Below are 23023 nucleotides of genomic sequence, written 5' to 3'. Positions count from 1 at the left end.
AAGTAGGAGTAAAATATATATGACAACTTTAGAATTTATAAATATTTCTGATAGCATATATGATCTATGCATCAAATATCCAAAAATTAAAGAAGCATTATTTGATTTGGGGGTTGATAAGATAAAAAATCCAATAATGTTTAATACTGTATCAAAGATTATGACTTTGGAAAAAGCCGTAAAAATGAAAAATATTGATAATGATGAATTAAGAAAAAAATTAAATGAATATGGTTTTGAATTGAATAGTATATCAAATAAAGAGGATAGAAATGATATATTGAAATCTCTTATAGTAAAACTTCATTATGGAGAGAATATAGAAAATATAAAGAGAGAGTTTGAAGATAAATTGATTAAAGTATCAGCAGAAGAAGTTCATAATGCTATGCATGAGCTTATAGATAATGGTATGAGTATAGATGAAGCTAAAAGATTTTTCTATATAAGAACGCTTGTTTTAAAAGACGCTATGGATAATAATACAAAAACTAATCATAAGGCTATAGATATTTTTAAAGAAGAAAATAGATCTATAGAAAAATTATTAAATGAAATTAAAAGTTATGATAATATTAATATATTAAATGAGCTTTATGATAATCTTAATAGTCATTACAGTAAAAAGGAAAGTTTATTTATTACAGCTTTAAAAAAATATGGCAATGATGAGCCTTCAAAGGTGATGAGCAGAGTTGATAAAGATATATTAAATGAGTTAAAAGATATTATTAATTATAGTAAAAATAATCAAATTAATTCAGAGAATATAAAGTTATTAAAAGAGCATATTTCAGATATGATATTCAAAGAAGAAAATATATTAATACCTCTTTGTGTTTCTGTGCTTTCAAAAGAAGATTTTGATAATATAGAAATAAAATATAGTTAAAATACAAAAAATGATTATAGATATAAAAAAGAGTAGCTATTATTTCAGCTATTCTTTTTTTATGCATAATAAATATTTAATTGACTATTAATGTATATACTATATAATTTGAAAAGTTGGAGTTTATTATTTATGGAAGAAAAAAGTATTTTATCGTTTATAAAGATGGTATCCGATATGCCTCTTGTAAAAATAGATAAGCATAAATATTTAGTTGCGGCATTTGCATCAGAATATCCTTCACTTCTTCAGACTATACTAGAGAAAGGGGCTTATGATGCAGGAGTACCATTAAATATAATAGATACAAAATCAAGAGAAGCTATTAATTATGAAATAGCCAAATCATCAGCCATATCATTTGTTTCAGGACTTCCCGGAGGAATCGTTGGTATAGGGGCAGTTCCTGCAGATACGGCTCAATTTTTATGTCATGCTTTAAGAATAGCACAAAAACTATGCTATATATCCGGACTTCCTAGTTTTACTTTAGGCGATTCGATGACAGATGATGAGGCTTGTCTTGCTGCTGTATATATTGGAGTAATGTTTGAAGATAAGGAAGCTATATTTGCTTTAAATAGTATATGGAAAGCTATAGCTGAAAAAAGTGCAAGAATAGGTTTTAGAGTAAGTTCTGTAGTAGGATATGCAGTTATTTCAAGCATATTAAAATCTATAGGTATAAAAATAGGTTCTAAGAGTTTTATGAAATCTGTTTCAAAAGCTGTTCCTTTAATTGGCGGTGCAGTGTCTGCAGGTTTTACATATACTAGTTTGAATAAAATGTCTAACAAACTTTATAATAAAATTAAGGAAAGCAAGTATTCAATAAGCTGATATTTTACGGATAATTATATGGCAAATGATAAAAAGAACAAAGAAGATTATGTTGAAATAAATGAAGATGATATTGAAATATTAGGCGAAGACGGAATATATAGAAAGTACGAAGTATATAAAAGATATCAAAATAAAAATAAGATGAAGTTAAGATATTGGCTTCCTTTTATCACAGCAGTTATTTATACTTTATCGCCTATAGACTTGATTCCGGATAGAATACCAATAGGAAAATTAGATGATATACTTCTTTTGGTTATATCATTTATGTATGGCATTAAAAAGGCTAATTTCTCTTATAATCCTATAATCAATGTAATTATTAGAAATATTATATTATCAATCACTATTACAGGATTTGTTATGATGATTATAATATATATACTTGCTGCATTATTATAGTAATTTTGTATAAGGAGTATTTTATGAATAGAATATCATCAAGCAATATAACAAAATTAGAAGATAATGAAGTATTTGTATTTGGAAGCAATACTCAAGGAGCACATGGAGGAGGGGCTGCAAGATTTGCTATGAATTTCGGTGCTGTATATGGTCAGGCATTCGGACTTCAGGGTAAAACATTTGCTATACCTACAGTTGATTATACAAAAAGCGGAAAGATGGCAGTATCCGAAATAAAAAAATATGTTGATAAGTTTTTAGCCTTTACTTTAGAGCATAAAGATTTAAAATTCTTAGTAACAGAAATAGGATGCGGTATAGCTGGTTTTAAAGTTGAGGAAATGGCAGAACTTTTTAGAGAGGCTTTAAAAGATGAATATGATAATGTTTATTTGCCTCAAAGATTTGCTGATTATTTAAAAAAATAAGTACCATTAATTTTATTTTAAAATAAAACTAAACAACTATATTTTGTCAAAAATTATTTTTTTATTATTTGTTATAGACTATCCATGTGTATTTCTTACCCCCTCAGTTTTTGCAGCGGAATAAAATATAAAACTAATAAATTGACAAATACATATTATTAATTTATAATTTAATTATGATGAATTAATAAAAATCAAGTGAGGCATAAAAAAATGAAGAGAAAAATATCTTTATTAGCGTTATTATTGACATTAATATTAGTTTCTTCCTGTGCTAAAAATAATCCGTTTAGTGTTAATGATACTACAAACAATAATGACAGCTCAATTCTGCCAGACAATGATGACGGCTCAATTCCTCCAGAAAGTAATGGAGGTATTCACGATATTTTAGATACGACAAAGATATTAGGAATATATTCTTCAGAATATACTTTTTATTCTCTTAGTGAAAATCTTTTTAGAAATAGGCGGCCTACACCTATGAATGTAACAATTACTAAAATAGGAACAGGTTCCGGTATAGAAATCACAATTGATTGTGCGGGTAAGAAGTTTAGTTTTCAAGATATTAGTGGTAGTATTAAAGAAGGTACTTATTATCTGAAGGGTTATATGTTTGATATATAGTGGTCATCCTTGTATGCTTGATATAGTTTTTGATTGTAAAGACTATTCGCTAAAAAGAGTAACTTTAATTGAGGAAGATCACCGTCCTGCGGCTAGTATAATCTTGTATTCTAAGAAAACTGGCATAACATTCGTAAAGAAGCCTCTGCCTCAATAAATTAAAACTATAAAAAATAAAAAATCCAATATATTTGAATAGTATAGCGGTTTTTTATTTTATTGGATTGTTTTATACAGAAAATATTAACTTTCAAATATACAAAAATAAAGCCTATAGAATAATATTGAATATAATTCTATAGGCTTTTCTTTATCAACAATCTTATTTCTTTAAATATTTTATTTCTTAATAATTTTATTTCCGCCTTCTTTACTATTCATCAATGCTTCTTCAGCTTTAATCATTCCTGCAGTTTTTTCTGTTTTATTAAGATTAGCATTATCAGTTTTTGAAACTTCGCTTTGAGTAGCAGAATTGATTTCAGCTTCAATAGCAGATCTCATATCTCCAAACTCATTATTGATTCCTTCTCCATCATTTTCATCACCTGAAGGTCTTATAATTTGGGCTTTATCAACTAAAGAAGATTCAAATACTTTAGCAGCCTCGTCTTCGCTTTGTGCTTCTCTAACCTGAGAAACTGCAGCAGCCTCAGAAGCCATTAAATCGCCGCTTGAATGTACTATCATAACATCTTCAGGACGAACAGTTATAAGTCCGTTATCAGTTCTAACGGCAAGTGCCACTCCTGTATCATTTTCCATAACCATTTCAACAGGGCCCAAGAATCTGTTTCCAGCCTCGTCCATAACCTCAACACTCTTACCAAGCATAGAGTAACCTGTTTGACTTGAATAGAAAGTTTTCATAGAGTCAAGATTTTTATTAACCTCTGTCATTTGTTCAACAGATGAGAATTGTGCTAATTGTGCAATCATATCTCTGTTGTCCATTGGAGCAAGAGGATCCTGATGGCTCATTTGTACTGTAAGGAGTTTCAAGAAAGCATCTTTACCCAAAGAATTTTGTGTAGGGTCTCTCTGAAAATTATGCTGCAAGTTGAAAGCACCTACTTCCTGTTTTAATATTTTTATCTCTTTATCTGACATTCTTAAAGCATCTGCTGATATCATTTATACACTCCTTCAAAGTTATTTCTTCATAATTTATTTTTTATCTTTATAAAAACAATTATTCCAATAAGCCTAATAAACCTATCAAATAAGTAAATTCAATTTTCTTTCAGGTACTATATATGCTTTTATATCGGCTTTTACTTCTTCTACATTATTACTATTTTCAGAAGCGAATCTGTTTCCTATAGCTTCTAATTCCTCGCCGAAGCCTCCATCATTAGGCATATCCTGTCTAAGCATTACATCGAAACCTTCTATATTAATGCCTATCTCGCTTAATGAAGTTATAACAGTATCTAAATTCTTAGTGAAAATATCTTTAACATCTGCATTATCTACAAATATTTTACCTATTAAATTGTCTCCGTCCATGCTGATTTTTAATCTTACTTTACCAAGATATTCAGGATTAAGACTCATTAATACTTCGCTTTTTCCATTATTAACAGCAACTTGAGCTTTCTCTACCAATTTACCCATTAAGTCTTGGAATTTTATCATATTATCAGTAAGATTTGTGCTGTTATGAGTTTTGGATACATTATTGTTATAATGATTATATCCTTTCAAATTAGCACCCTCAGCAGAATCTTTCATATTTATTATAGTAAGTTCTGCACCTTTATCATCTGAAATAGTATTATTTACAGTGCTGTTATTATTTTTCATTTCAGCAGCATCTTTTTTATCTGCATATTTATTTTCTATATTCATATCAATATTAGCGTCTGCCATAGCATTATCTTCTATACTGATATTATTAATATCTTTTGTTTCTATATTTTTGTCATTATCTTTATTGGAAGCAACTTTTATTTCTTTAGCTTCTGAATTATCAATATCTTTTACTTCTATATTTTCTTCAGTATTTTCAGCTAAAACTTCTTTTTTATCTTCGCTGCCGTCATTTTCTATCATTGCTTTTAAAGCTTCTAAAGATTCAATTAAATCTTCTAATTCTTTCTTATCTTCTTCGCTTAATTCTTCAGCATTCAAAGATTCTATTTGTTTTTTAATTTTTTCTATTTCTTCAGTATTTTTTGTATTTTCTTTTTTATCAGCTTTAGCTAGAATATTTTCTTTATTATCAGATGTATTAACTTCTTTTGCATCAGCTTTTTTATCATTAGAAGTATTTTGTAAAAGGAGTTTTGCTTTTTCTTTTGTTAGAGCCAATTTTTCTTTAGCTGATACATTTTCTTCTTTATTGCCTGAAGCTAATTTTTCTGCTTTTTCTTCTATATTATCTTTATTAGATGAAGCATTTAATTCTTCTGATTTATTTTCTGCCTGTTCTTCAGCATTATTAACAGATTTTGCTTCTTCAGCATTGTCTGAAGTTCCATCTGTTTTTTTAGCAGCATTTTCGCTAGATGAAGAAACCTTTTCTTCTATAGTATTTTCTTCAGCATCATATTGATTATAATCGTTATAGTAATCATCATAACTATTATAATTATTTTCTGTTTGATTTTCTTCAGTATTCAAATGTCTTTCTATTTTATTAGAAACACTTGAAGGAGCAGAATAATCTGTTTGAGTTTTATTTAGCATATTAGCAAAAGAATCATCATAGCTGTAATTATTCAAATTATAAGGGCTATTATTAGATGAAACATTAGTATCAACAAAAGATAATAAGTTGCCTAATCCATTTACCATAATTTACTTCCTAATTATTAGTTTTATTACTATATTAATATTCGGAAGTATATAAATTTCCTTTATAAAAAATAACATAATATTTGAAAAATTATTTTTATGTTTTATAATGATAATATGCTTAATATAAATAGTAAATATTTTAATCTCATAACCAATAAAAACAATTCCCAAATCAAAGATGGCGATGTGGTAAGATATTCTATAATGAGGAAACTGGATAATGATAAAGCATTAATAAATGTTATGGGCAATAAATTAATAGCATTATTTAAAAACGGCATGACAGATAAAGGCTTTGCTTTAGTTAGTAAAAAAAACGGAGAAGTAACTTTAACTATACTAAAAAATGCAGAAAGTTTGAAAGAAGCAAGAGAAGGCATACAAAATAAGAATAATGCGAATGTTTTACTTAACATAACTGAGAATAATTCAGAAGTTTCAACTATGCTGTCTCAGAAAGGTATAAAGCCAAGTCATGAAAATATAAGATATTTTGAAACTATACTGAAATATCTTCCGGATTTGGACAGCAATAAAAAAAAGTTCATACTAAATGCAATGTCTAACGGTGTATATTTAACGGTAGAAGAAATAAACTCTTTAGGAAATATTTTTAAACAATTTAATGACATAATCAGACATATAAAAAACTCTAACAAAAATACTGAAATAACCGAAATATTAGTAATGCTTGCTAATAGTGTTATTCAGGGAGATGATAATAACTCCAATAATACCATTGCAGAAAATTTGAATAACTATATAAATACAAATGCTAGTTTTAATATATGGTTTATGCTCTTTGATATGCTTCATGGTGAGTTATCTTCTGATAATTCTAATATGATGATGCTTATGCTGAAAATTCTATCTGCAAATAGGAAAAACAGAAATTTTAATGAAACTGCATTTATGATTCCTATACCATTTGTTATAGACGGTGAAATTAAAGATGTATTATTATATATTAGTAAAGATGAAAACAATAAAAACAAATTAACATTTATAGTTTATGATGATGATAAAGAACTATGTAAAATAGATATTACTAAAGATGAATATAATAAATATTTGATTACAGTTAAATTTTTTGATAAAAAGTTGTATAATAAATTAAACCGTATAAAAGATGATATGGAAAAAGAATTAAGTATTTTTGAGAATATAAAAATGAATTATGAAGGCTAAGTAAATGAGCAAAGACGATAAGGATATAAAAAATGCTGCTGCTTTATTATATAATAGAGAAGTGCATAATGCCCCTATAGTTATATCCAAAGGGAATAATTATTTAGCTAAAAGAATGGTTGATATTGCAAGAAAGCATAAAGTGCCTGTTATTTCTGATAAGAATACGGCTAAGCATTTGATGCAGTTGGAAATAGGGGAGGAGATACCTTATTCACTTTATGAAGCTGTGAGTATAATATTAAAATATATATATAAATTAAAGGCAGAATAAATAATGGCAAAATTAATAAAAATAAATATCCAAGATATCAAAACAAAAGCTGAAAAGAAAGATATATACTTGTATAATGATTTTCTTGCATCTACAGGATATATAGACCTCAAAGAAGATGATATGCAAAGGTTTCAGAAATGGGATATCAATGAAGTATTTATGGAGGATAATACTTCTTTAGATATGGAAGTATCTGCTGACTTTGATAAATTTTTGAGGGAATATAAAGTATTTAAAAAAATATATTTAAATGTAATTAAAAAAGTTAGAAATAATTTAGGCGGATATAAAAATAATAATTTAGTTAATATGAATGAACTAAATGAAATTTTGGACGAAGTATTGGATATAGTTAATAGGAATTTAAGCAGTGTGCTTCAGCTTCTTAATTTAACTAATTTGCCTAAGTCTGATGAATATTATGTAAGATCTTTAAATGTTTCTTTAATATCTATGATTATCGGACGTGCCATGAAATTTTCAGAAAATAGAGTAAAAAAATTAGGATTAGGTGCTATACTTTATGATATAGGGCTTGTAAAAGTTCCTGATAAGATATTGGAGAAAATAGGAAAATTTACTCCTGAAGAATATGCCGAAATAAAAAAGCATACTGTTTATGGATATAAAATTCTTAAAACTAGTTTCAGATTTGAAGAAGATTTAGCTATGATATCACTTATGCATCATGAGTATTATAACGGCAAAGGATATCCTAGAGGACTTGCAGGCAATCAGATAAATTTATATTCAAAAATAATTGCAATATCTCATGCCGTTGAAAAGATGATGAAGCCTATAAGAATAGCATCTTCTAATTCTAAAATAAAAGATAATAAATCTACATTCAGTTTAATGCTTGAAAAAAGCAGTGAAAATAAAAAGAAAGATATATCATTATATTATGCAGTTAAAGAGATTATACATGGGGCAAATACTAAGTATGATCCTAATATATCAAAAACTTTTGTGAGTATATTCACTGTATATCCTATAGGTTCTATAGTTATTTTAAATGATAAGAGAAAAGGATTTGTTTTTGCTACTAATCCTAATTTCCCTATCAGACCTATAATAAAGATAGTTTCAAATGAGAATGGAGAATTTATTGATGATGGAGAAACTATTAATTTATTAGAAACTAATCAGCTGTTTATAGCGGGTGTTGATAAAGATAATAATTTCTTGAAGGAGGTAAAAACTAAAATATTAGATGTTGAAGAAAAGTAATATTAAAAATGGCTAACAAAAAAATCATAGGCAATCTAGGAGAGGATATTGCCTTAAAATATCTCGAAGGACTTGGATATACCTTGCTAGAAAGGAATTTTAAAGGTAAAAAAACAAGAGGCGAGATAGATTTAGTAATGACAAAAGGAGTTGTTATTGTGTTTATAGAAGTTAAATATCGAAGACAGGGAAGTTTTGGATATGCAGCTTGCTCAATATCAGATCGTAAAAAGAAGAAGCTATATGAGACAGCTGAAGAATACTTAATTGAGAAAGGATTAAGTTTTAATCAAAAATGTTCCTTTGGGGCAGTTCTAATAGACGATACCCATTATAATCGTGAAATATCATTCATCGAAGATATATTTATTTAGGGGTATCGACATGAAAACAGCAGTAAAAATTAACCCTGAAAAAATAGATCTTTATAAGAAGAAATTAAAAGATGAGAAGTATATAGATAAAGCTATAGAGAGATTGGCTGGACACTTAATAAGTGCAGTAATAGATTAAGCGGATTTTGGTGTATTTGTATGAATATAATTGAACGAGGAAAAACTACTCTTTTACTTGAGAGTGAAAATCTTAAAATGTTATCAGATAAATTAGATAGCAATTTCGAAAATGCTGTAAAAGAGTTATTTAATATTAGAGGCAGAGTTATAACTTCAGGAGTGGGAAAGAGCGGACATGTAGCAAGAAAGGCAGCGGCCACTTTTGCATCCACTGGTACTCCAAGTTTTTTTGTTGATCCTAATGAATGTATGCATGGCGATTTCGGTATGATTACAAAAGATGATTATTGTCTGCTATATTCTAAAGGAGGTGAATCACGTGAGATTATAGAGCTTGTAAATTGGTTATGCAGGCAAAATATACCGTACATTGCAATTACAAATGATATTAATTCTACACTTTCTAAGAATGCTAAAATTACATTGCTTACTTATGTTAAAGAAGAGGCTTGTCCTTTAAAATTGGCTCCTACTGTAAGCACTACAGCGTCTTTAGCTTTATCTGATGCTTTGGCTACTGCATTGATGGAATTGAGAGGATTCAGAGCAGAAGATTTTGCAGTGTTCCATCCGGGAGGAAGTTTGGGAAGACAGCTTGCAAAAGTGAAATCTATTATGCATACTGAAAATTTGCCTATTATTTTTCCGGATACTTCATTGCATGAGGCTTTATTTAAAATCATAGAATGCAAACTTGGAATAGCTATTGTTGCTGATGATAAGAACATTTTAAAAGGAATAATAGTTGATGGAGATTTAAAAAGGCTTCTTGTAAAAGATGATGATATAAAAAATATACTTTCTAAAGAAGTTAAATATATTATGAACACTTCTCCTAAAGTCATTTATGAAGATACGCTTATTGGAGAGGCTTTGCATATTATGGAAGGAAAGATCACTAATTTAGTAGTTGTAAATAATAATAATAATCCTATTGGTATAGTGCATATACATGATATTTTAAAGATAAAGGCTTTTTAAAAAACGTACGGTAAATAATACTTTGAATATAATTTATATATTAGTAATTCAATTTAAATTCTATACCATAATAATCTAATCGTGCGTTAATATAATCAAAAAAATTATAAAACACTTGGGCGGGTGTCATAATTTCTAATTAAAATTTTAAATATAATCAATATTATAATTAAAAATATAGCTGTAAATTTAAAGGGCGGGGAATGAGAATAAGTTTTTAAAATTTAATTGTTATTACATGCCATCTAGTTTTTATATATTTACCTCCTTTAAATCTAATCTAAAAATAATGTAATTGATATTTATTTTATACTGTAACTAAATATTTTTTTTAAATAATTGCTTGACTTTTATAAGATATATATTAATTTTTAAATATATTATTTAAGAAACATTTTTATTAAAATGAGAAAAATTATTGTTTTTACATTATTTACTTTAATAATTTTTACTGCCTGTAGTAATAATTCTAATACAAATAACTCAGAAAATATTGCAGCTAATGAAGCATTAAAAGTAGGTATATATATTTATGATTATCCTATGCCGCATTCAGATACTGATGATATAGGCGGTTTTGATTATGATTTAATGAAAGAGATAGCTAAAGTATCAGATTTAAAAATTCAATTTGTTACAATGCAGTTTGATGATCTTATTTCAGCACTTAATAAAAAACGTATAGATATTATTATAGCTGCTATGACCATAACAGAAGATAGAGAAAAACTTGTGAATTTTTCTGACAGATATCTAACAGCTGGTCAAAGCATTGTAATAAATAAAGGAAATACTAATATAATAACAACTAATGATTTGATAGGAAAAACTATAGGAGCTATAAAAAATACTGTTTCTGATATTACAGCATCCAAAATAGAAGGTGTTCGTCAAGTAATAAAATTTGATATTGCCGGCAGTGCTTTTCTGTCTTTGAAAACGGGTAAAATAGATGCTATGGTAGTTGATAAACTTACTTGTATTAACTATCTTCAATATGATAAAGATTTAGAAATAGTTGAAACTATAGAATTCCCAAAAATGGGATATGGTATAGCTGTAAGAAAAGAGGATACTATTTTACTTAATAAAATTAACAGCGGACTTAAAGAAATAATGGCTAATGGTACTTATCAAAAATTAGTAGATAAGTATTTATAATATTTAGCAATTTAATTACACTTACCCGCCCTTTAGGCTTTTAGTTAATTCTGATATTTTTGAATTATTATTTTTTATTATTGCTAATAAAAATTGTTCGCTCTTGTTATGCGTGCCTACGGCAAAGGCTATGTAAAGAAACTTACCAGAGGCTCACAATTTTTATAATTAGCTTTACAATATTTAAATCTTAAAAGATATCAACTATTATTTTAGCTGCCCACACAAGATTTTTTTTAATTTAAAGTCTTAAAATATAATTCGCACAAATAGTATTATATAGTACATTGAATTTATTAATAATTTTTAATATAATATTAGTATGAAATTTTTTGTTATAAGCATATTACTTTGGAAAGATCAAGAACATAATATTAAAAATTTTGTTAAAACTTGTACAGAAGAAAAAAAATACATATTTTTTAGAAATAGAAAAACAAAAGAAAATTATTCTCGTTATGAAAGAGATATTGAAAATTTAAACTCTATACAAAAAGACGATATAGTATTTTTAAGAGTGAAATTGGATATTGGTGGAATTTATATTTATAGATATTATTCTTTTGGTAAATTTATAAATTTAGAAAATATAAATAGTCATGAATCATTTAATAATTACATACAGCACAAAAAAGAAAACTTTCAATTAATAAATATTTCAAATATTATAACTAATTTCGAAGGAATAAGAGATAAAGAGGAAGAAGGAAGAGTTTTTGAAATATCAGAAAATGAAGCTTTGAATATTGCTAGAGCTATTACAAAAGATGATAATTTTAATTTTAGTAATTATACAATGAAATATTGGGTAATAAGTCCTAATGTTTTAACTGATAAAAAAGAGCATCCCATTCAAAATTTTATTGATATGATGGAAAAAGATAAAGTTGCTTTAATGGGTTGGAAAGAGGATAAGCCATTAGGAAAGAAATTTGAAAATGATGTAAAATTAGGCGATATTATAATAATAAGTTTAAGGGTTAATTGGGAAAGGAAAGATTATTTTGTTGGTATTGTTGATTCTGATTCTTATCATTATGATTATAGAGACCGTTATATACAGGCAAGAAAATTAAAATATTTTACTCATATAAAAGAAAAAATATCTTGGAATGAAAATTGTACAAATGAAAGTATTCAATCACCGCCGGCAATATATGAATTAAATGAAAACAATGAATATGATAATAAAATTATGAAAGAATTTTTGAATATTTTAAATATTAAAATGGATAACGCTATGGAAAAATATATTAACCTTTTAAAAGAAAATTATAATCTTATACTAACTGGGGCACCTGGAACAGGAAAAACCTATTTAGCTAAACAGATTGCAGCAAAAATTATTTTTAATGATGATAATAAAGAGTATACAGAAGATTTGGAAGAAAATGAGGATTTCAAAAATCAATGCCAGTTTGTGCAGTTTCATCCATCTTATGATTATACAGATTTTGTTGAGGGATTAAGACCTATTAAAGATGGTAATGGAAATATTGGATTTGAAAGAAAGGATGGGGTTTTTAAAGAGTTTTGTAAAAAAGCACTTAAGAATTTAATTGAGATTGAGTCAATAATAATAAAAGAATATTTAATAAAATTTAAAGATGATGTTTCTAATATAATAGCTAATGAAGAAAAATTTGAAATTGATGGTATTAGCAGAAAAGCAGCTTCAATAAAATTTATAGAAATAAACAGTGATAATTCAATACATTATAAATTAAATACAGATACAGGTAAACATGAAGTATCTATACCAATAGATACTTGTGTGGAGATGTATAGAGATTTAACTTCTAAAGATATATACAGCTTGGATTATAATGATGTAAAAAAATTAAAACATTTTGATAGTTTACATACATATAAATATGGTTTTTTAAAAGCATTCTATGAAAAATATAATTCTCAAATAAAAAAAGAAGTAAATACTAAAAAGAAAAATTGCGTATTTATTATAGATGAGATTAATAGGGGAGAGGTTTCAAAAATTTTCGGTGAGTTATTCTTTGCTATAGACCCTGGATATAGAGGCATTAAAGGAAAAGTGCTTACTCAATACTCTAATTTGATAGATGAGGAATCAGAAAAATATTTTTATATACCAGAGAATCTTTATATAATAGGAACAATGAATGATATTGATAGAAGCGTTGAAAGTATGGACTTTGCTATGCGTAGGAGATTCGCTTGGAAAGAGATTAAAGCGGAAGATACGCAAGATATGCTTGATAGTATGTTTGATGATAATAAAGAAATTACAGAAAAAGATAAACAATCATTTATAGATGAAGCTAAAGAAAGAATGGATAATTTAAATAAGGCAATTAGTGAAATAGAAGGCTTTAATTCATCGTATCATATAGGGGCTTCTTATTTCTTGAAGTTAAAAAATTATTATAAGAGTTCAAGTGATAATAAAAAAACAGCATTTAAAAGCCTATGGGAGAATCATTTGAAAGGGCTTTTGTTTGAGTACTTGAGAGGTATGCCTGATATAAATGATAAACTTAAAAAGTTAGAAAATGCTTATTGTATAGAACAAGATACTACTAATATAGATGATAATAATATAGATAATTGATAAATTTTAAAATAAGTAAGAGCCAAAAATGCAGTTTTTTTGGTTCTTTTATACCAATAAAAGAACTGGGGTGCGGGGCAAAGCCCTGCAATAATAAATGAATACAAACAATAAAATTATTAAATTAAAAGATAATAATGATTATGATATATCACAATTATCAAACGATATAGATAAAAGCAATATTCAATATATAGCTAGCCATTCTATTGAAAATATTTCAGATAATATTTTAATATTTCCAAATAGTTTTGATGAGACTAAAGATATAAATAAAAAAAGTACAATATTCAATTTACTTGATGATAAAATACGTACTAACAATATAATGGGATTTATAAGCTACAATAATACGCAAATAAAAATCTCTTCAAGGTTCGCTGTAAATGATAATGAAGATTATTTTTTGCATTATATGCTTATGAAAGTGCTTTCTCTTAATGTTGTTAATTTAGAGCATAGTAAGGATTATGATGATTCGTTTGATTTTTTAATTTATATGTTTATTAGTTTTTTTAAGAGAGCATTGAGGCAGGGGCTTTTTAAGCAATACAAATTAATAAAGCATAATGATTCTAATGTTAAAGGCACTATTGATATTAATAGATACATCAAAAACAATATTCCTTTCAATGGTAAAATTTCGTACAATACTAGAGAATACAGCTATGACAATAATATCACTCAGTTAATAAGGCACACTATAGAATATATAAACACAAAAAACAAATATCTTTTAAGTTATGACAGCGAAATAAAAAATTATGTTCAGCAAATATTTTATTCCACTCCTAGTTATGAGAGAAATAAAAGAGAAAGCATTATAAATAAAAACTTAAAAAAATTATCACACCCATACTATTATGAATATGAGCCTTTAAGAAAAATATGCATTCAAATATTAAGGCATGAAAAATTAAAATACGGCAGCAATGATAATACTGTATATGGTTTATTATTTGACGGAGCTTGGCTTTTTGAAGAATATTTAAATACTTTCTTAGCTAAAGAAAATTTTATTCATGCTGAAAATAGAAATTCCAGTAAAGGTATAAATCTTCTTAATAATGCTTGGAAAGTTTATCCAGACTTCTATAAATTATCAGATAAAAATAATATAGTTCTTGATGCCAAATATAAAAAATTAAACTATGATAATAATGAAAGTATAGACAGAAACGATAAACATCAAATAGTTTCTTATGCTTATACGCTTAATGCTAAAAAGGCAGGTTTCATTTATCCAATAGAAATTGATAATTATAAAAATACTCATATAGGAAATCTAAATAGTAAATATAATAATGCAAATTGCGAGATACATAAATATGCTTTGAAAATTCCTAATCAAAATTTCAGCAACATAAAAAAGTTTGCTGAAGTTATGAAAGGTATTGAAGAAGAATTAATAAAAGATTTAAATAAATTTTAATTTTTTAACTTAATTTAACGCACGGTTAATGAAATTTTCAAATTAATGAAAATTAGAATTACAATTAAATCAATATTTTTAATTTCGTTTAACGTGCGGTGTATAGACTATAAATTTTAAAAAAAATTCTGGGTGGGCAGCTAAAATAACTGTTTGAAACAAAAAAGAAAGATAGTATAAAAATTGCATATTATGCTGAAAGGCTAGAGGGTGGGGCAAGTGTAATTTGATTTTTTGTATTAATTTAAATGCCCGCCCTTTTATATTTTATGTCTAATTAAAAATTACGACTTAAATTTTTCTATTGAGAACTTATAAAAAGCATACCCACCCTAATGTGATTAGAATTTAGAATCTATACACCGTATGTGTTATTTTTTGTATATTTATAGAGTTACTATTAATGTTATTTGTATTATATTTATTATTTATTTACCATACGTTTAGATGAATATATCATTTGTATATTTCATAAATTAATAATCATTTTGATTTCATTTTCATTTTATTTTCATTGAAAAAAAAGCAATTTTATTATAAAGTATTATAAAATTAGTTTGTAATATATTTTGAAAATAAAAAACGATAGGAGAATAAAAGATATGGTAGTAGAGCCAAAAATATTAAATAATATATGTATAACAGCTCATCCATTAGGCTGTGCTAAAGAAGTAGAAAATCAAATTAATTATGTGAAATCACAGCCGAAAGTAAAATCTAATGTAAAAAATGCTCTTATATTAGGAGCTTCAGGCGGATACGGACTTGCAAGCAGAATAGCCATAGCTTATGGACTTGGTGCTAAAACTATGAGTGTGTCATTCGAAAAAGAAGCTACAGCAAGAAGAACAGCTACACCTGGTTGGTATAATAACGAGGCTTTTTCTGCTTTTGCTAAAAAAGATGGAATAGAGGATAAAAATTTAATATTAGATGCTTTTTTAAACGCTTCAAAAGAAGAAGTTATTAAAGAAGCTAAAACATTCTTTAACGGTGAAAAAATAGATTTGCTTATATATAGTTTGGCAGCTCCAGTAAGAATGGACGAATCAACAGGAACACTTTACCGTTCATCTTTAAAACCTATAGGAAAAAAATATAATGGTATAGGTGTAGATTTTCTTACAGAGGAGTTATTAGAGGTATCTATTGACCCCGCTAATGAAGATGATATAAAATCTACTGTAAAAGTTATGGGCGGAGAAGATTGGAAATTATGGACAGATGCCTTACTTAATGCTGATTTATTAGCTGAAAATGCTATTAATGTAGCTTATTCTTATATAGGACCTGAAATGACAAAAGCTGTATATAGAGAAGGTACTATAGGAAAAGCTAAGGATCATTTAGAGGCAATAGCTCATGAATTGGATAAAGAAATGCAGGAGAAAATCAAAGGACATGCTTATGTGTCAGTAAACAAGGCAGTAGTAACTAGATCTTCAGCAGTTATCCCTACAGTTCCTCTTTATATAGGCATATTGTTTAAGGTAATGAAAAATAAAGGCATTCATGAGGGCTGTATAGAGCAAATGTATAGACTTTTAAACGAAAAACTCTATAATGGCGGAGAAATACCAGTTGATAGTGAAAACAGAATAAGATTAGACGATTGGGAATTGAGAGAAGATGTTCAAAAAGAGGTTTTGGACTCTTGGAATAAATTAACAAAAGATAATCTAAAAGAAATAGCTGATTTGGCATTATTCAGAAAAGATTATATGAATATGCATGGCTTTGATGAGGAAGGTATTGATTATAGCCAAGATGTTCAGATATGATAATTAATTATTAAATATGAGAATTAAGCGAAGGAGTTAATATTTCCTTCGCTTTTCTTTTTTGTATTATTTTAAATCCCGCCCTTTATACTTCTTGATATATTTTGAATTATAAACCTTTATATTCTTAACAGTCTAATAAGAATTTTTAGCTTCCCACCCAAGCTTTTTTAAATTTAAAATTGAATTTACCGCACGTAAAGTCTATTTTCATATATTATTATGCTATAATTGTTAATTTGTTTATGTTTTATGCGATTTTCAGCGTGCGTTTAATAAATAATGATATCAAATTTATAATTTTTTTAAAAATTTTTAAATTTAGTAGTTGACAAAAAACAGAATTAGTATATAATACAAAGCATTACTTAACTAATTTGGAGTTGTAGCTCAGTTTGGTTAGAGCGCCTGCCTGTCACGCAGGAGGCCGCGGGTTCGAGCCCCGTCAACTCCGCTTTTTATTTTAACATGGAGAGCGATAATGCCTAATATAGCTTCAGCATCTAAAAGATTAAGACAAAATGAAGTTAGAAATCTTTACAATAGAAAAATTAAAAGCTTTTTAAATACTCAAAAAAAGAAAGTAATTAAAGCAGTAGAAAGCAATGATAAAAATCTTGCTTCAGAAGAATTTAAAAAATATGCAAGTGCTTTAGATAAAGCTGCTAGAAAATCAGTTATTCATGCTAACAGAGCAGCTGCTAAAAAATCTGATATGATGAAAAAAATTAATGCTATGAATTAATTTTGATTATTATTAAAAAATAATGAGGCCTATACAGCAATGTATAGGTCTTTTTTTATGTTTTTTAATCCTAAATGTCAATTTATTTTAATAAAAATAAAAAAAAATTACCTTTTTGTAAAAAAAATATATATTTTTTTATTTCCTAATAGAAAATTTTTGTTATTAATATACAGTTTGAGTTTATTAAATGAATATATACAGATTTTATTATTAAGTTTATGAGCTTTGATGGTATATAAAGGTAAATTATTCTGTGTTGTTTTGATAATATTATCACAAAAAATATAATAATGGGGAGGATTGATTATGATTAAGAAATTCAAAAATAATAATTATAATGATTCTGTTATATTTAATGATGATGATTATAATTCTTTAATTGAAGAGTACAATGATATTATTAAAGATAATACATCTGATAAAGAAAATGAAAGCCTTTAATGATATTATGGGAATACCGGTTATAATTATTATATAGCCGGTATCTTACCTGCTAAAATAATTTGCGGTACAAAAAATTCTAACATTATAATGATAAAATACGAAAATAAACATTATGAAATATTTAAAATTGATTTTGCTTATATTGATATTGAATGTAAATATATATTCTCAAACCATGACAGAAAATTCTCTGCCTTTGAGAGCGAAAAATTTTTTAAATATTAATTTTCCAGGCAATAATATAGAATCAGTTTCATTATATCAAAATGGCGGCGGATATGAAGTTGATATAGATTTTGGTTATAAATTTATTTTTTATAATACAGGTCTTTGGAAAAAAATATCTATCATCAATGATGAGACAAAAAATATTGAAATACCTAGAAGCTGCATACATAAGTCTATGGTTAATGTTATAGATAATGAGTATCCGCATTCTAAAATCACCGATATAGAGAGAAGAGATAAGAATTTTATCATAAAATTAGATGATAAATATTTAATAGAAATTACAGGATACGGCATTATCATTAGTCAGGAAAATTTGGATAATGTTCAATCTGCTTCAACTAATAACTAATTAGGATGTTATTTCTTTAGATTTATTGAATGCTATTATAGATTTTTCTCTGTCCCCCATAGCGTTATAGGTGTTAGCAAGCAATATATAAACTTCCTTATTATTACTATCCAATTTAACACATTCTTCTAGTATATTTCCTGCATTATCATAAAGTCCTGCTGAGTAGTATGAAAGTCCTAAATAATAATAGGAAGATGAATGGGTATTATTTATTTCTATAGATTTATTTAAATATGATATGGCATTTATATAATCTTTTGTTTCATATAGAGAAATTCCAAGATAATAGTATAGTAAATAATCTTTATCATCTATATTTAAAGCATTATTAAAAGAAGATACAGCATTATCAAAGTCATCAATCATAAAGAAACATAGTCCCATATTGAAATATGCTGAATAATTATCTTTTTCTATTTCTGTTACTTTTTTTAATATATCTATAGCTTTTTTATATTCATATTTATCTTTATAGGCAATAGCAAGCATATAAAGACTTGTATAATCGTATTTATTAAGCTCCATAGCCCTTTCAAAAGATTCTATAGCTTCATCTGTTCTTTTTAGATTATATAAAGCTATTCCCAAAGTACGCCAATTAAGATATTCTTTAGGTGCCAGCATAAAAGATTTATTCAATACATTTACAGCATCTTCATAACGTCCAACTTCTACATAGCATTTGCCAAGCCAATTAAGACTTATATAATCATTGTTTTCTAATCCACAAGCTTTTTCAAGATATATAATAGCATTATAGTAATTATTTATCTTTGTATATGATATTCCTAAAAGTCTATGTATAGAATAATCATTATTGTTTATGAGTAAAGCCTCTTTGAAAAGTTCTATAGCTTCTTTGTGATCCCCTAATTGAGTATAGAACACTCCAAAATCTACTCTGGCTTTATGATTACTTGGTTCTCTATCGCATATATCTTTATAATGAGATATCATATTAGCTATTTTATTTTGAAGACTATAATCAGATGAATTGTCCATAATTAATTTACTTTCCCTAAAAAATAATTACTTATATAATAGTATATCTTTAAGTTAATTTTTTTCAACTTTTAATTTTACTATGATTTTTTGATATTTGAATTAATTAATATAATATGGTATAATATAAAAATTATAATAATTATTACTAATTAATATGGATTTTACTTTTATGGGACTATCATCATTTTTATATAATATATTTATATATCCAATAGAATTTATTTTAGAAACATCTTTTTATTTTTTCAAAGTATATACAAAAAGTTCTTATATAGTAAGCATATTTTTTATAAGCTTGGTTGTAAATTTTATTTCTTTACCATTATACAATATAGCAGAGAGATGGCAGCAAAAAGAAAGAGATATACAAAATAAAATGAAACCTATGATTGATAATATAAAAGCAGTATTTAAAGGTGATCAAAGGTATTTACTTATAAGGACTTGTCAAAGGATAAATAGATACAAAACTATTTATGCTTTTAGAGGAACTCTAGGGCTTCTTATACAGATACCATTTTTTATAGCTGCTTATCATTTTATGAATAATCTTGATGGCTTAGAATTTGCCCAATTTGGATATATAACCAATTTGGCCAAACCTGATGCGATGTTAAAAATAGGAAATATAAGCATTAATGTACTTCCTTTTATTATGACAGCAGTAAGTTTTTTGGCTTCTTTAGTATATTCAAAAAAACTCACTTTAAAAGAGCAGCTTCCCTTATACGTTACAAATTTAATTTTTTTGGTGCTTTTATATAACTCTCCTGCAGGACTTTTATTTTATTGGACAGTAAATTGTACTTTTTCATTAGTCAAAAATATAGTTTTGGAAAATTACAGTTTTTTAAAAAATAAATGGAATAGTTTTATAGAAAATAAAAGTATTATGGTATTAATAAAAAGAATTGTATTTATAATATTTAGTATTTTTACAGTTTTTATGTTTGTATATACAGTTCTTTATTTTTTAAGGGAAACTGTATTATCAATTTCTATAGAAAAACAATATTTAAGAATATTTAGAATAGATGTAAAAACATATAAAGATGTTTTTAGTATATGGTTTATATTATTTGCAATTATAATTTACAAAAAATATTTATATAAATTATTTAATATAAAATTAAACAATAATTTTCATCTATTAATATCAGCTTCTATTTCCATAACATTGCTTGCCGGACTTTTTATTCCTTCCACATTAATAGCTTCTTCAGGTCAGGAATTTAATGCTCCATTTACATTAATATTAAATAATATTTCTAAATATATAGGGGCATTCTTTGTTTATGCTTTATTTATTTATATTTTATTTTCTGATAAGGTAAAAAATACTTTATCATTGTTTATAGTATATATATCTGTAATATTTTTTGTTGATACATTTATAATAGTTGGAAATTATGGAAATATATCTAGTAATTTTATATTTGAAAATTCAGAACTTTTAAATTCAAGCATTGTGCAAATATTATTAAATATTTTATTCGTATCTATATTTATAGGAATTATTTACATTTTATTAAAGAAAGAAAAATCAAATATTATTATTAATATATATATGATAATATCATTAGTATTATTTACCATATCTGTTTACGATATAGTAAAGATTAATAAGGATCAAAAAATATTATCAAATATACAAAATGATTCAGAAAGATACTTATCAGAAGATAATTACAGTAATATTTTTAACTTGTCTAAAACAGGTACTAATGTATTTATAATATTATTAGATAGAGCCTCATCACATTATGTTTTAGAATATTTTAATGATAATAATAAATTGAAAAATGATTTTAACGGATTTATATTATATACTAATGTGCTTTCATATTCAAAAAATACTGTAGGTTCTATTCCTAGCCTAATGGGAGGATATGAATATTTACCTTATGAGATTACAACAGAAGGAAAATATAATTTAAAAGATAAATACAATGAATCTTTATTGGTAATGCCTAAAATATTTACTGATAATGGTTATAAAGCAAATATTTTTAATGCTACATTTGCAAATTTAAATTTTAGTTATGATACTTCTATATTTTCAAAGTATTCTAATATGAATGCTTATGCTGAGAATGATAATTTTATTAAATTCGCAATTAGTAATTTATTTAATGATTATGCTAATGAAACAGAAGAGATAAAGAATATACTTGATAAAAAATTATATAATGAAGATTCAGGTATTGATGATTTAAATATTCAAAGATCTTTTAGATTTTCAATTTTTAGAATTATTCCAAGTTTCCTAAGAAAAACTCTTTATAATGGTGCAGATTGGTATATATATGGAAGTGAGAATGCAGTAACTATCAATAATTCTTTAAAAGAATTTAGTATTTTAAATTCGTTAAGACATATAACATCAATATCTGAAAATGGTAATTATTTTAATTTTATTCATAATAATATAACTCATGAACCTGATTATATTAATACTAATTTACTTCCTTCTATATGGAAATATCAAATACCAAATATAGATATAAAGAAATTTAAAAACGAATTTTTAACAAGAAGCTATTATGCTAATGCAGCATCAATGAAAAATATTGCTGAATTAATATATTTTTTAAAATATAATAATGTTTATGATAATACAAAAATTATTATAATTTCAGATCATGCCCTAAATATTGAAACAGATTTTTATAAAAATAATGGTATAGAATTTATGGCTATATATAATGCATTATTAATGGTCAAAGATTTTTACTCTACAAATGATTTTACTATTTCATCTAATTTTATGACTGTTGCAGATCTTCCTTATTTATCTACAAAACATCTCACTAAGCAGATAAATCCGTTTACACAAAGTATAATTACAAATAATTATAAGAATGGAGAATTAAAACTCATAATATTAAATGAATGGCAGCCTAATAGACAATTAGAAAATAGATTTAATTTTACTAAATATTATACTGTTAAGGGAAATATATTTGATAAAAATAATTGGAAATTAAATACTTTACAAAAATAAAATATCATTGTAATTTTTTCAATTTTTATTATATTCTTAAATAAACAATAAGAATTGACAAACCTATTATTTTTTAATATACTACAT

22 protein-coding genes and 1 tRNA gene are annotated in these 23023 nt (G+C 25.8%); 20 read left to right on the top strand and 3 right to left on the bottom strand.

The window, feature by feature from the left end:
• The first annotated feature begins 19 nt into the window (after window positions 1-19).
• The 5 genes from Q0K19_RS05525 to Q0K19_RS05505 all read left to right on the top strand — a co-directional run bounded on the left by Q0K19_RS05525 (window position 20) and on the right by Q0K19_RS05505 (window position 3198).
• A complete protein-coding gene (locus Q0K19_RS05525) occupies window positions 20-892 on the top strand; it encodes a DUF438 domain-containing protein (RefSeq protein WP_297246133.1) in 873 nt (290 codons plus the stop codon).
• Between the two features lie 132 nt (window positions 893-1024).
• The gene (locus Q0K19_RS05520; protein WP_297246131.1) at window positions 1025-1732 is read left to right on the top strand and encodes a hypothetical protein; all 708 of its coding nucleotides are present in this window, start codon (window positions 1025-1027) and stop codon (window positions 1730-1732) included.
• A gap of 18 nt (window positions 1733-1750) precedes the next feature.
• On the top strand, window positions 1751-2137 hold the full coding sequence (locus tag Q0K19_RS05515; RefSeq protein ID WP_297246129.1) for a YkvA family protein: 387 nt from the start codon (window positions 1751-1753) through the stop codon (window positions 2135-2137).
• Window positions 2138-2160: 23 nt separating this feature from the next.
• Window positions 2161-2568, top strand: a complete 408-nt coding sequence (locus tag Q0K19_RS05510; protein WP_297246128.1) for a hypothetical protein — start codon at window positions 2161-2163, stop codon at window positions 2566-2568.
• A gap of 213 nt (window positions 2569-2781) precedes the next feature.
• Window positions 2782-3198 carry a hypothetical protein gene (locus Q0K19_RS05505; RefSeq protein ID WP_297246126.1) on the top strand — a complete coding sequence of 139 codons (417 nt, stop codon included), beginning with the start codon at window positions 2782-2784 and terminating at the stop codon, window positions 3196-3198.
• Window positions 3199-3537: 339 nt separating this feature from the next.
• Here the strand turns inward: Q0K19_RS05505 and Q0K19_RS05500 are convergent, their stop codons facing one another.
• On the bottom strand, window positions 3538-4332 hold the full coding sequence (locus Q0K19_RS05500; protein ID WP_297246124.1) for a flagellar hook capping FlgD N-terminal domain-containing protein: 795 nt from the start codon (window positions 4330-4332) through the stop codon (window positions 3538-3540).
• Window positions 4333-4416: 84 nt separating this feature from the next.
• Entirely contained in the window at window positions 4417-5997 is a 1581-nt protein-coding gene (locus Q0K19_RS05495) for a flagellar hook-length control protein FliK (RefSeq protein WP_297246122.1), read from the bottom strand.
• Window positions 5998-6096: 99 nt separating this feature from the next.
• On the opposite strand from Q0K19_RS05495, the gene Q0K19_RS05490 reads away from it, so the two are divergent.
• The 14 genes from Q0K19_RS05490 (at window position 6097) to Q0K19_RS05425 (ending at window position 18924) form a co-directional block, all read left to right on the top strand.
• On the top strand, window positions 6097-7188 hold the full coding sequence (locus tag Q0K19_RS05490) for a hypothetical protein (protein WP_297246120.1): 1092 nt from the start codon (window positions 6097-6099) through the stop codon (window positions 7186-7188).
• 4 nt (window positions 7189-7192) lie between these two features.
• On the top strand, window positions 7193-7462 hold the full coding sequence (locus Q0K19_RS05485) for an EscU/YscU/HrcU family type III secretion system export apparatus switch protein (protein WP_297246118.1): 270 nt from the start codon (window positions 7193-7195) through the stop codon (window positions 7460-7462).
• Window positions 7463-7465: 3 nt separating this feature from the next.
• Window positions 7466-8695: an HD-GYP domain-containing protein gene (locus Q0K19_RS05480; RefSeq protein WP_297246116.1), complete on the top strand. Its 1230-nt coding sequence runs from the start codon at window positions 7466-7468 to the stop codon at window positions 8693-8695.
• A gap of 8 nt (window positions 8696-8703) precedes the next feature.
• The gene (locus Q0K19_RS05475; RefSeq protein ID WP_297246114.1) at window positions 8704-9069 is read left to right on the top strand and encodes a YraN family protein; all 366 of its coding nucleotides are present in this window, start codon (window positions 8704-8706) and stop codon (window positions 9067-9069) included.
• A gap of 10 nt (window positions 9070-9079) precedes the next feature.
• Window positions 9080-9208 (top strand): hypothetical protein, encoded by a 129-nt coding sequence (locus tag Q0K19_RS05470; RefSeq protein ID WP_012671505.1) that lies wholly within the window; start codon window positions 9080-9082, stop codon window positions 9206-9208.
• A gap of 20 nt (window positions 9209-9228) precedes the next feature.
• On the top strand, window positions 9229-10191 hold the full coding sequence (locus Q0K19_RS05465; RefSeq protein WP_297246111.1) for a KpsF/GutQ family sugar-phosphate isomerase: 963 nt from the start codon (window positions 9229-9231) through the stop codon (window positions 10189-10191).
• A 405-nt stretch (window positions 10192-10596) separates the two neighbouring features.
• Window positions 10597-11352, top strand: a complete 756-nt coding sequence (locus tag Q0K19_RS05460; RefSeq protein ID WP_297246109.1) for a transporter substrate-binding domain-containing protein — start codon at window positions 10597-10599, stop codon at window positions 11350-11352.
• Window positions 11353-11674: 322 nt separating this feature from the next.
• Window positions 11675-13939, top strand: coding sequence for an AAA family ATPase (locus tag Q0K19_RS05455; RefSeq protein ID WP_297246107.1), 2265 nt, complete (start codon window positions 11675-11677; stop codon window positions 13937-13939).
• A 97-nt stretch (window positions 13940-14036) separates the two neighbouring features.
• On the top strand, window positions 14037-15371 hold the full coding sequence (locus Q0K19_RS05450; protein WP_297246105.1) for a restriction endonuclease: 1335 nt from the start codon (window positions 14037-14039) through the stop codon (window positions 15369-15371).
• Between the two features lie 602 nt (window positions 15372-15973).
• A complete protein-coding gene (gene fabV / locus Q0K19_RS05445) occupies window positions 15974-17152 on the top strand; it encodes an enoyl-ACP reductase FabV (protein ID WP_297246103.1) in 1179 nt (392 codons plus the stop codon).
• A 379-nt stretch (window positions 17153-17531) separates the two neighbouring features.
• Window positions 17532-17606 (top strand) — tRNA-Asp (locus tag Q0K19_RS05440).
• Between the two features lie 27 nt (window positions 17607-17633).
• Complete coding sequence (gene rpsT / locus Q0K19_RS05435; RefSeq protein WP_297246101.1) at window positions 17634-17897, top strand: 30S ribosomal protein S20; 264 nt, start codon at window positions 17634-17636, stop codon at window positions 17895-17897.
• A gap of 309 nt (window positions 17898-18206) precedes the next feature.
• The gene (locus tag Q0K19_RS05430) at window positions 18207-18341 is read left to right on the top strand and encodes a hypothetical protein (protein ID WP_280642022.1); all 135 of its coding nucleotides are present in this window, start codon (window positions 18207-18209) and stop codon (window positions 18339-18341) included.
• A gap of 115 nt (window positions 18342-18456) precedes the next feature.
• Window positions 18457-18924 carry a PepSY-like domain-containing protein gene (locus Q0K19_RS05425; RefSeq protein ID WP_297246098.1) on the top strand — a complete coding sequence of 156 codons (468 nt, stop codon included), beginning with the start codon at window positions 18457-18459 and terminating at the stop codon, window positions 18922-18924.
• Here the strand turns inward: Q0K19_RS05425 and Q0K19_RS05420 are convergent, their stop codons facing one another.
• Entirely contained in the window at window positions 18925-19929 is a 1005-nt protein-coding gene (locus Q0K19_RS05420; protein WP_297246096.1) for a tetratricopeptide repeat protein, read from the bottom strand.
• Between the two features lie 172 nt (window positions 19930-20101).
• On the opposite strand from Q0K19_RS05420, the gene Q0K19_RS05415 reads away from it, so the two are divergent.
• On the top strand, window positions 20102-22936 hold the full coding sequence (locus Q0K19_RS05415; protein ID WP_297246094.1) for a YidC/Oxa1 family membrane protein insertase: 2835 nt from the start codon (window positions 20102-20104) through the stop codon (window positions 22934-22936).
• Window positions 22937-23023: the final 87 nt, after the last annotated feature.

Origin of the sequence: uncultured Brachyspira sp. (genome assembly GCF_944393015.1) — a bacterium.
GTDB lineage: Bacteria > Spirochaetota > Brachyspiria > Brachyspirales > Brachyspiraceae > Brachyspira.
Note: the sequence above shows the minus strand (reverse complement) of the source record. Positions and strands in the feature narration are given on the sequence as shown.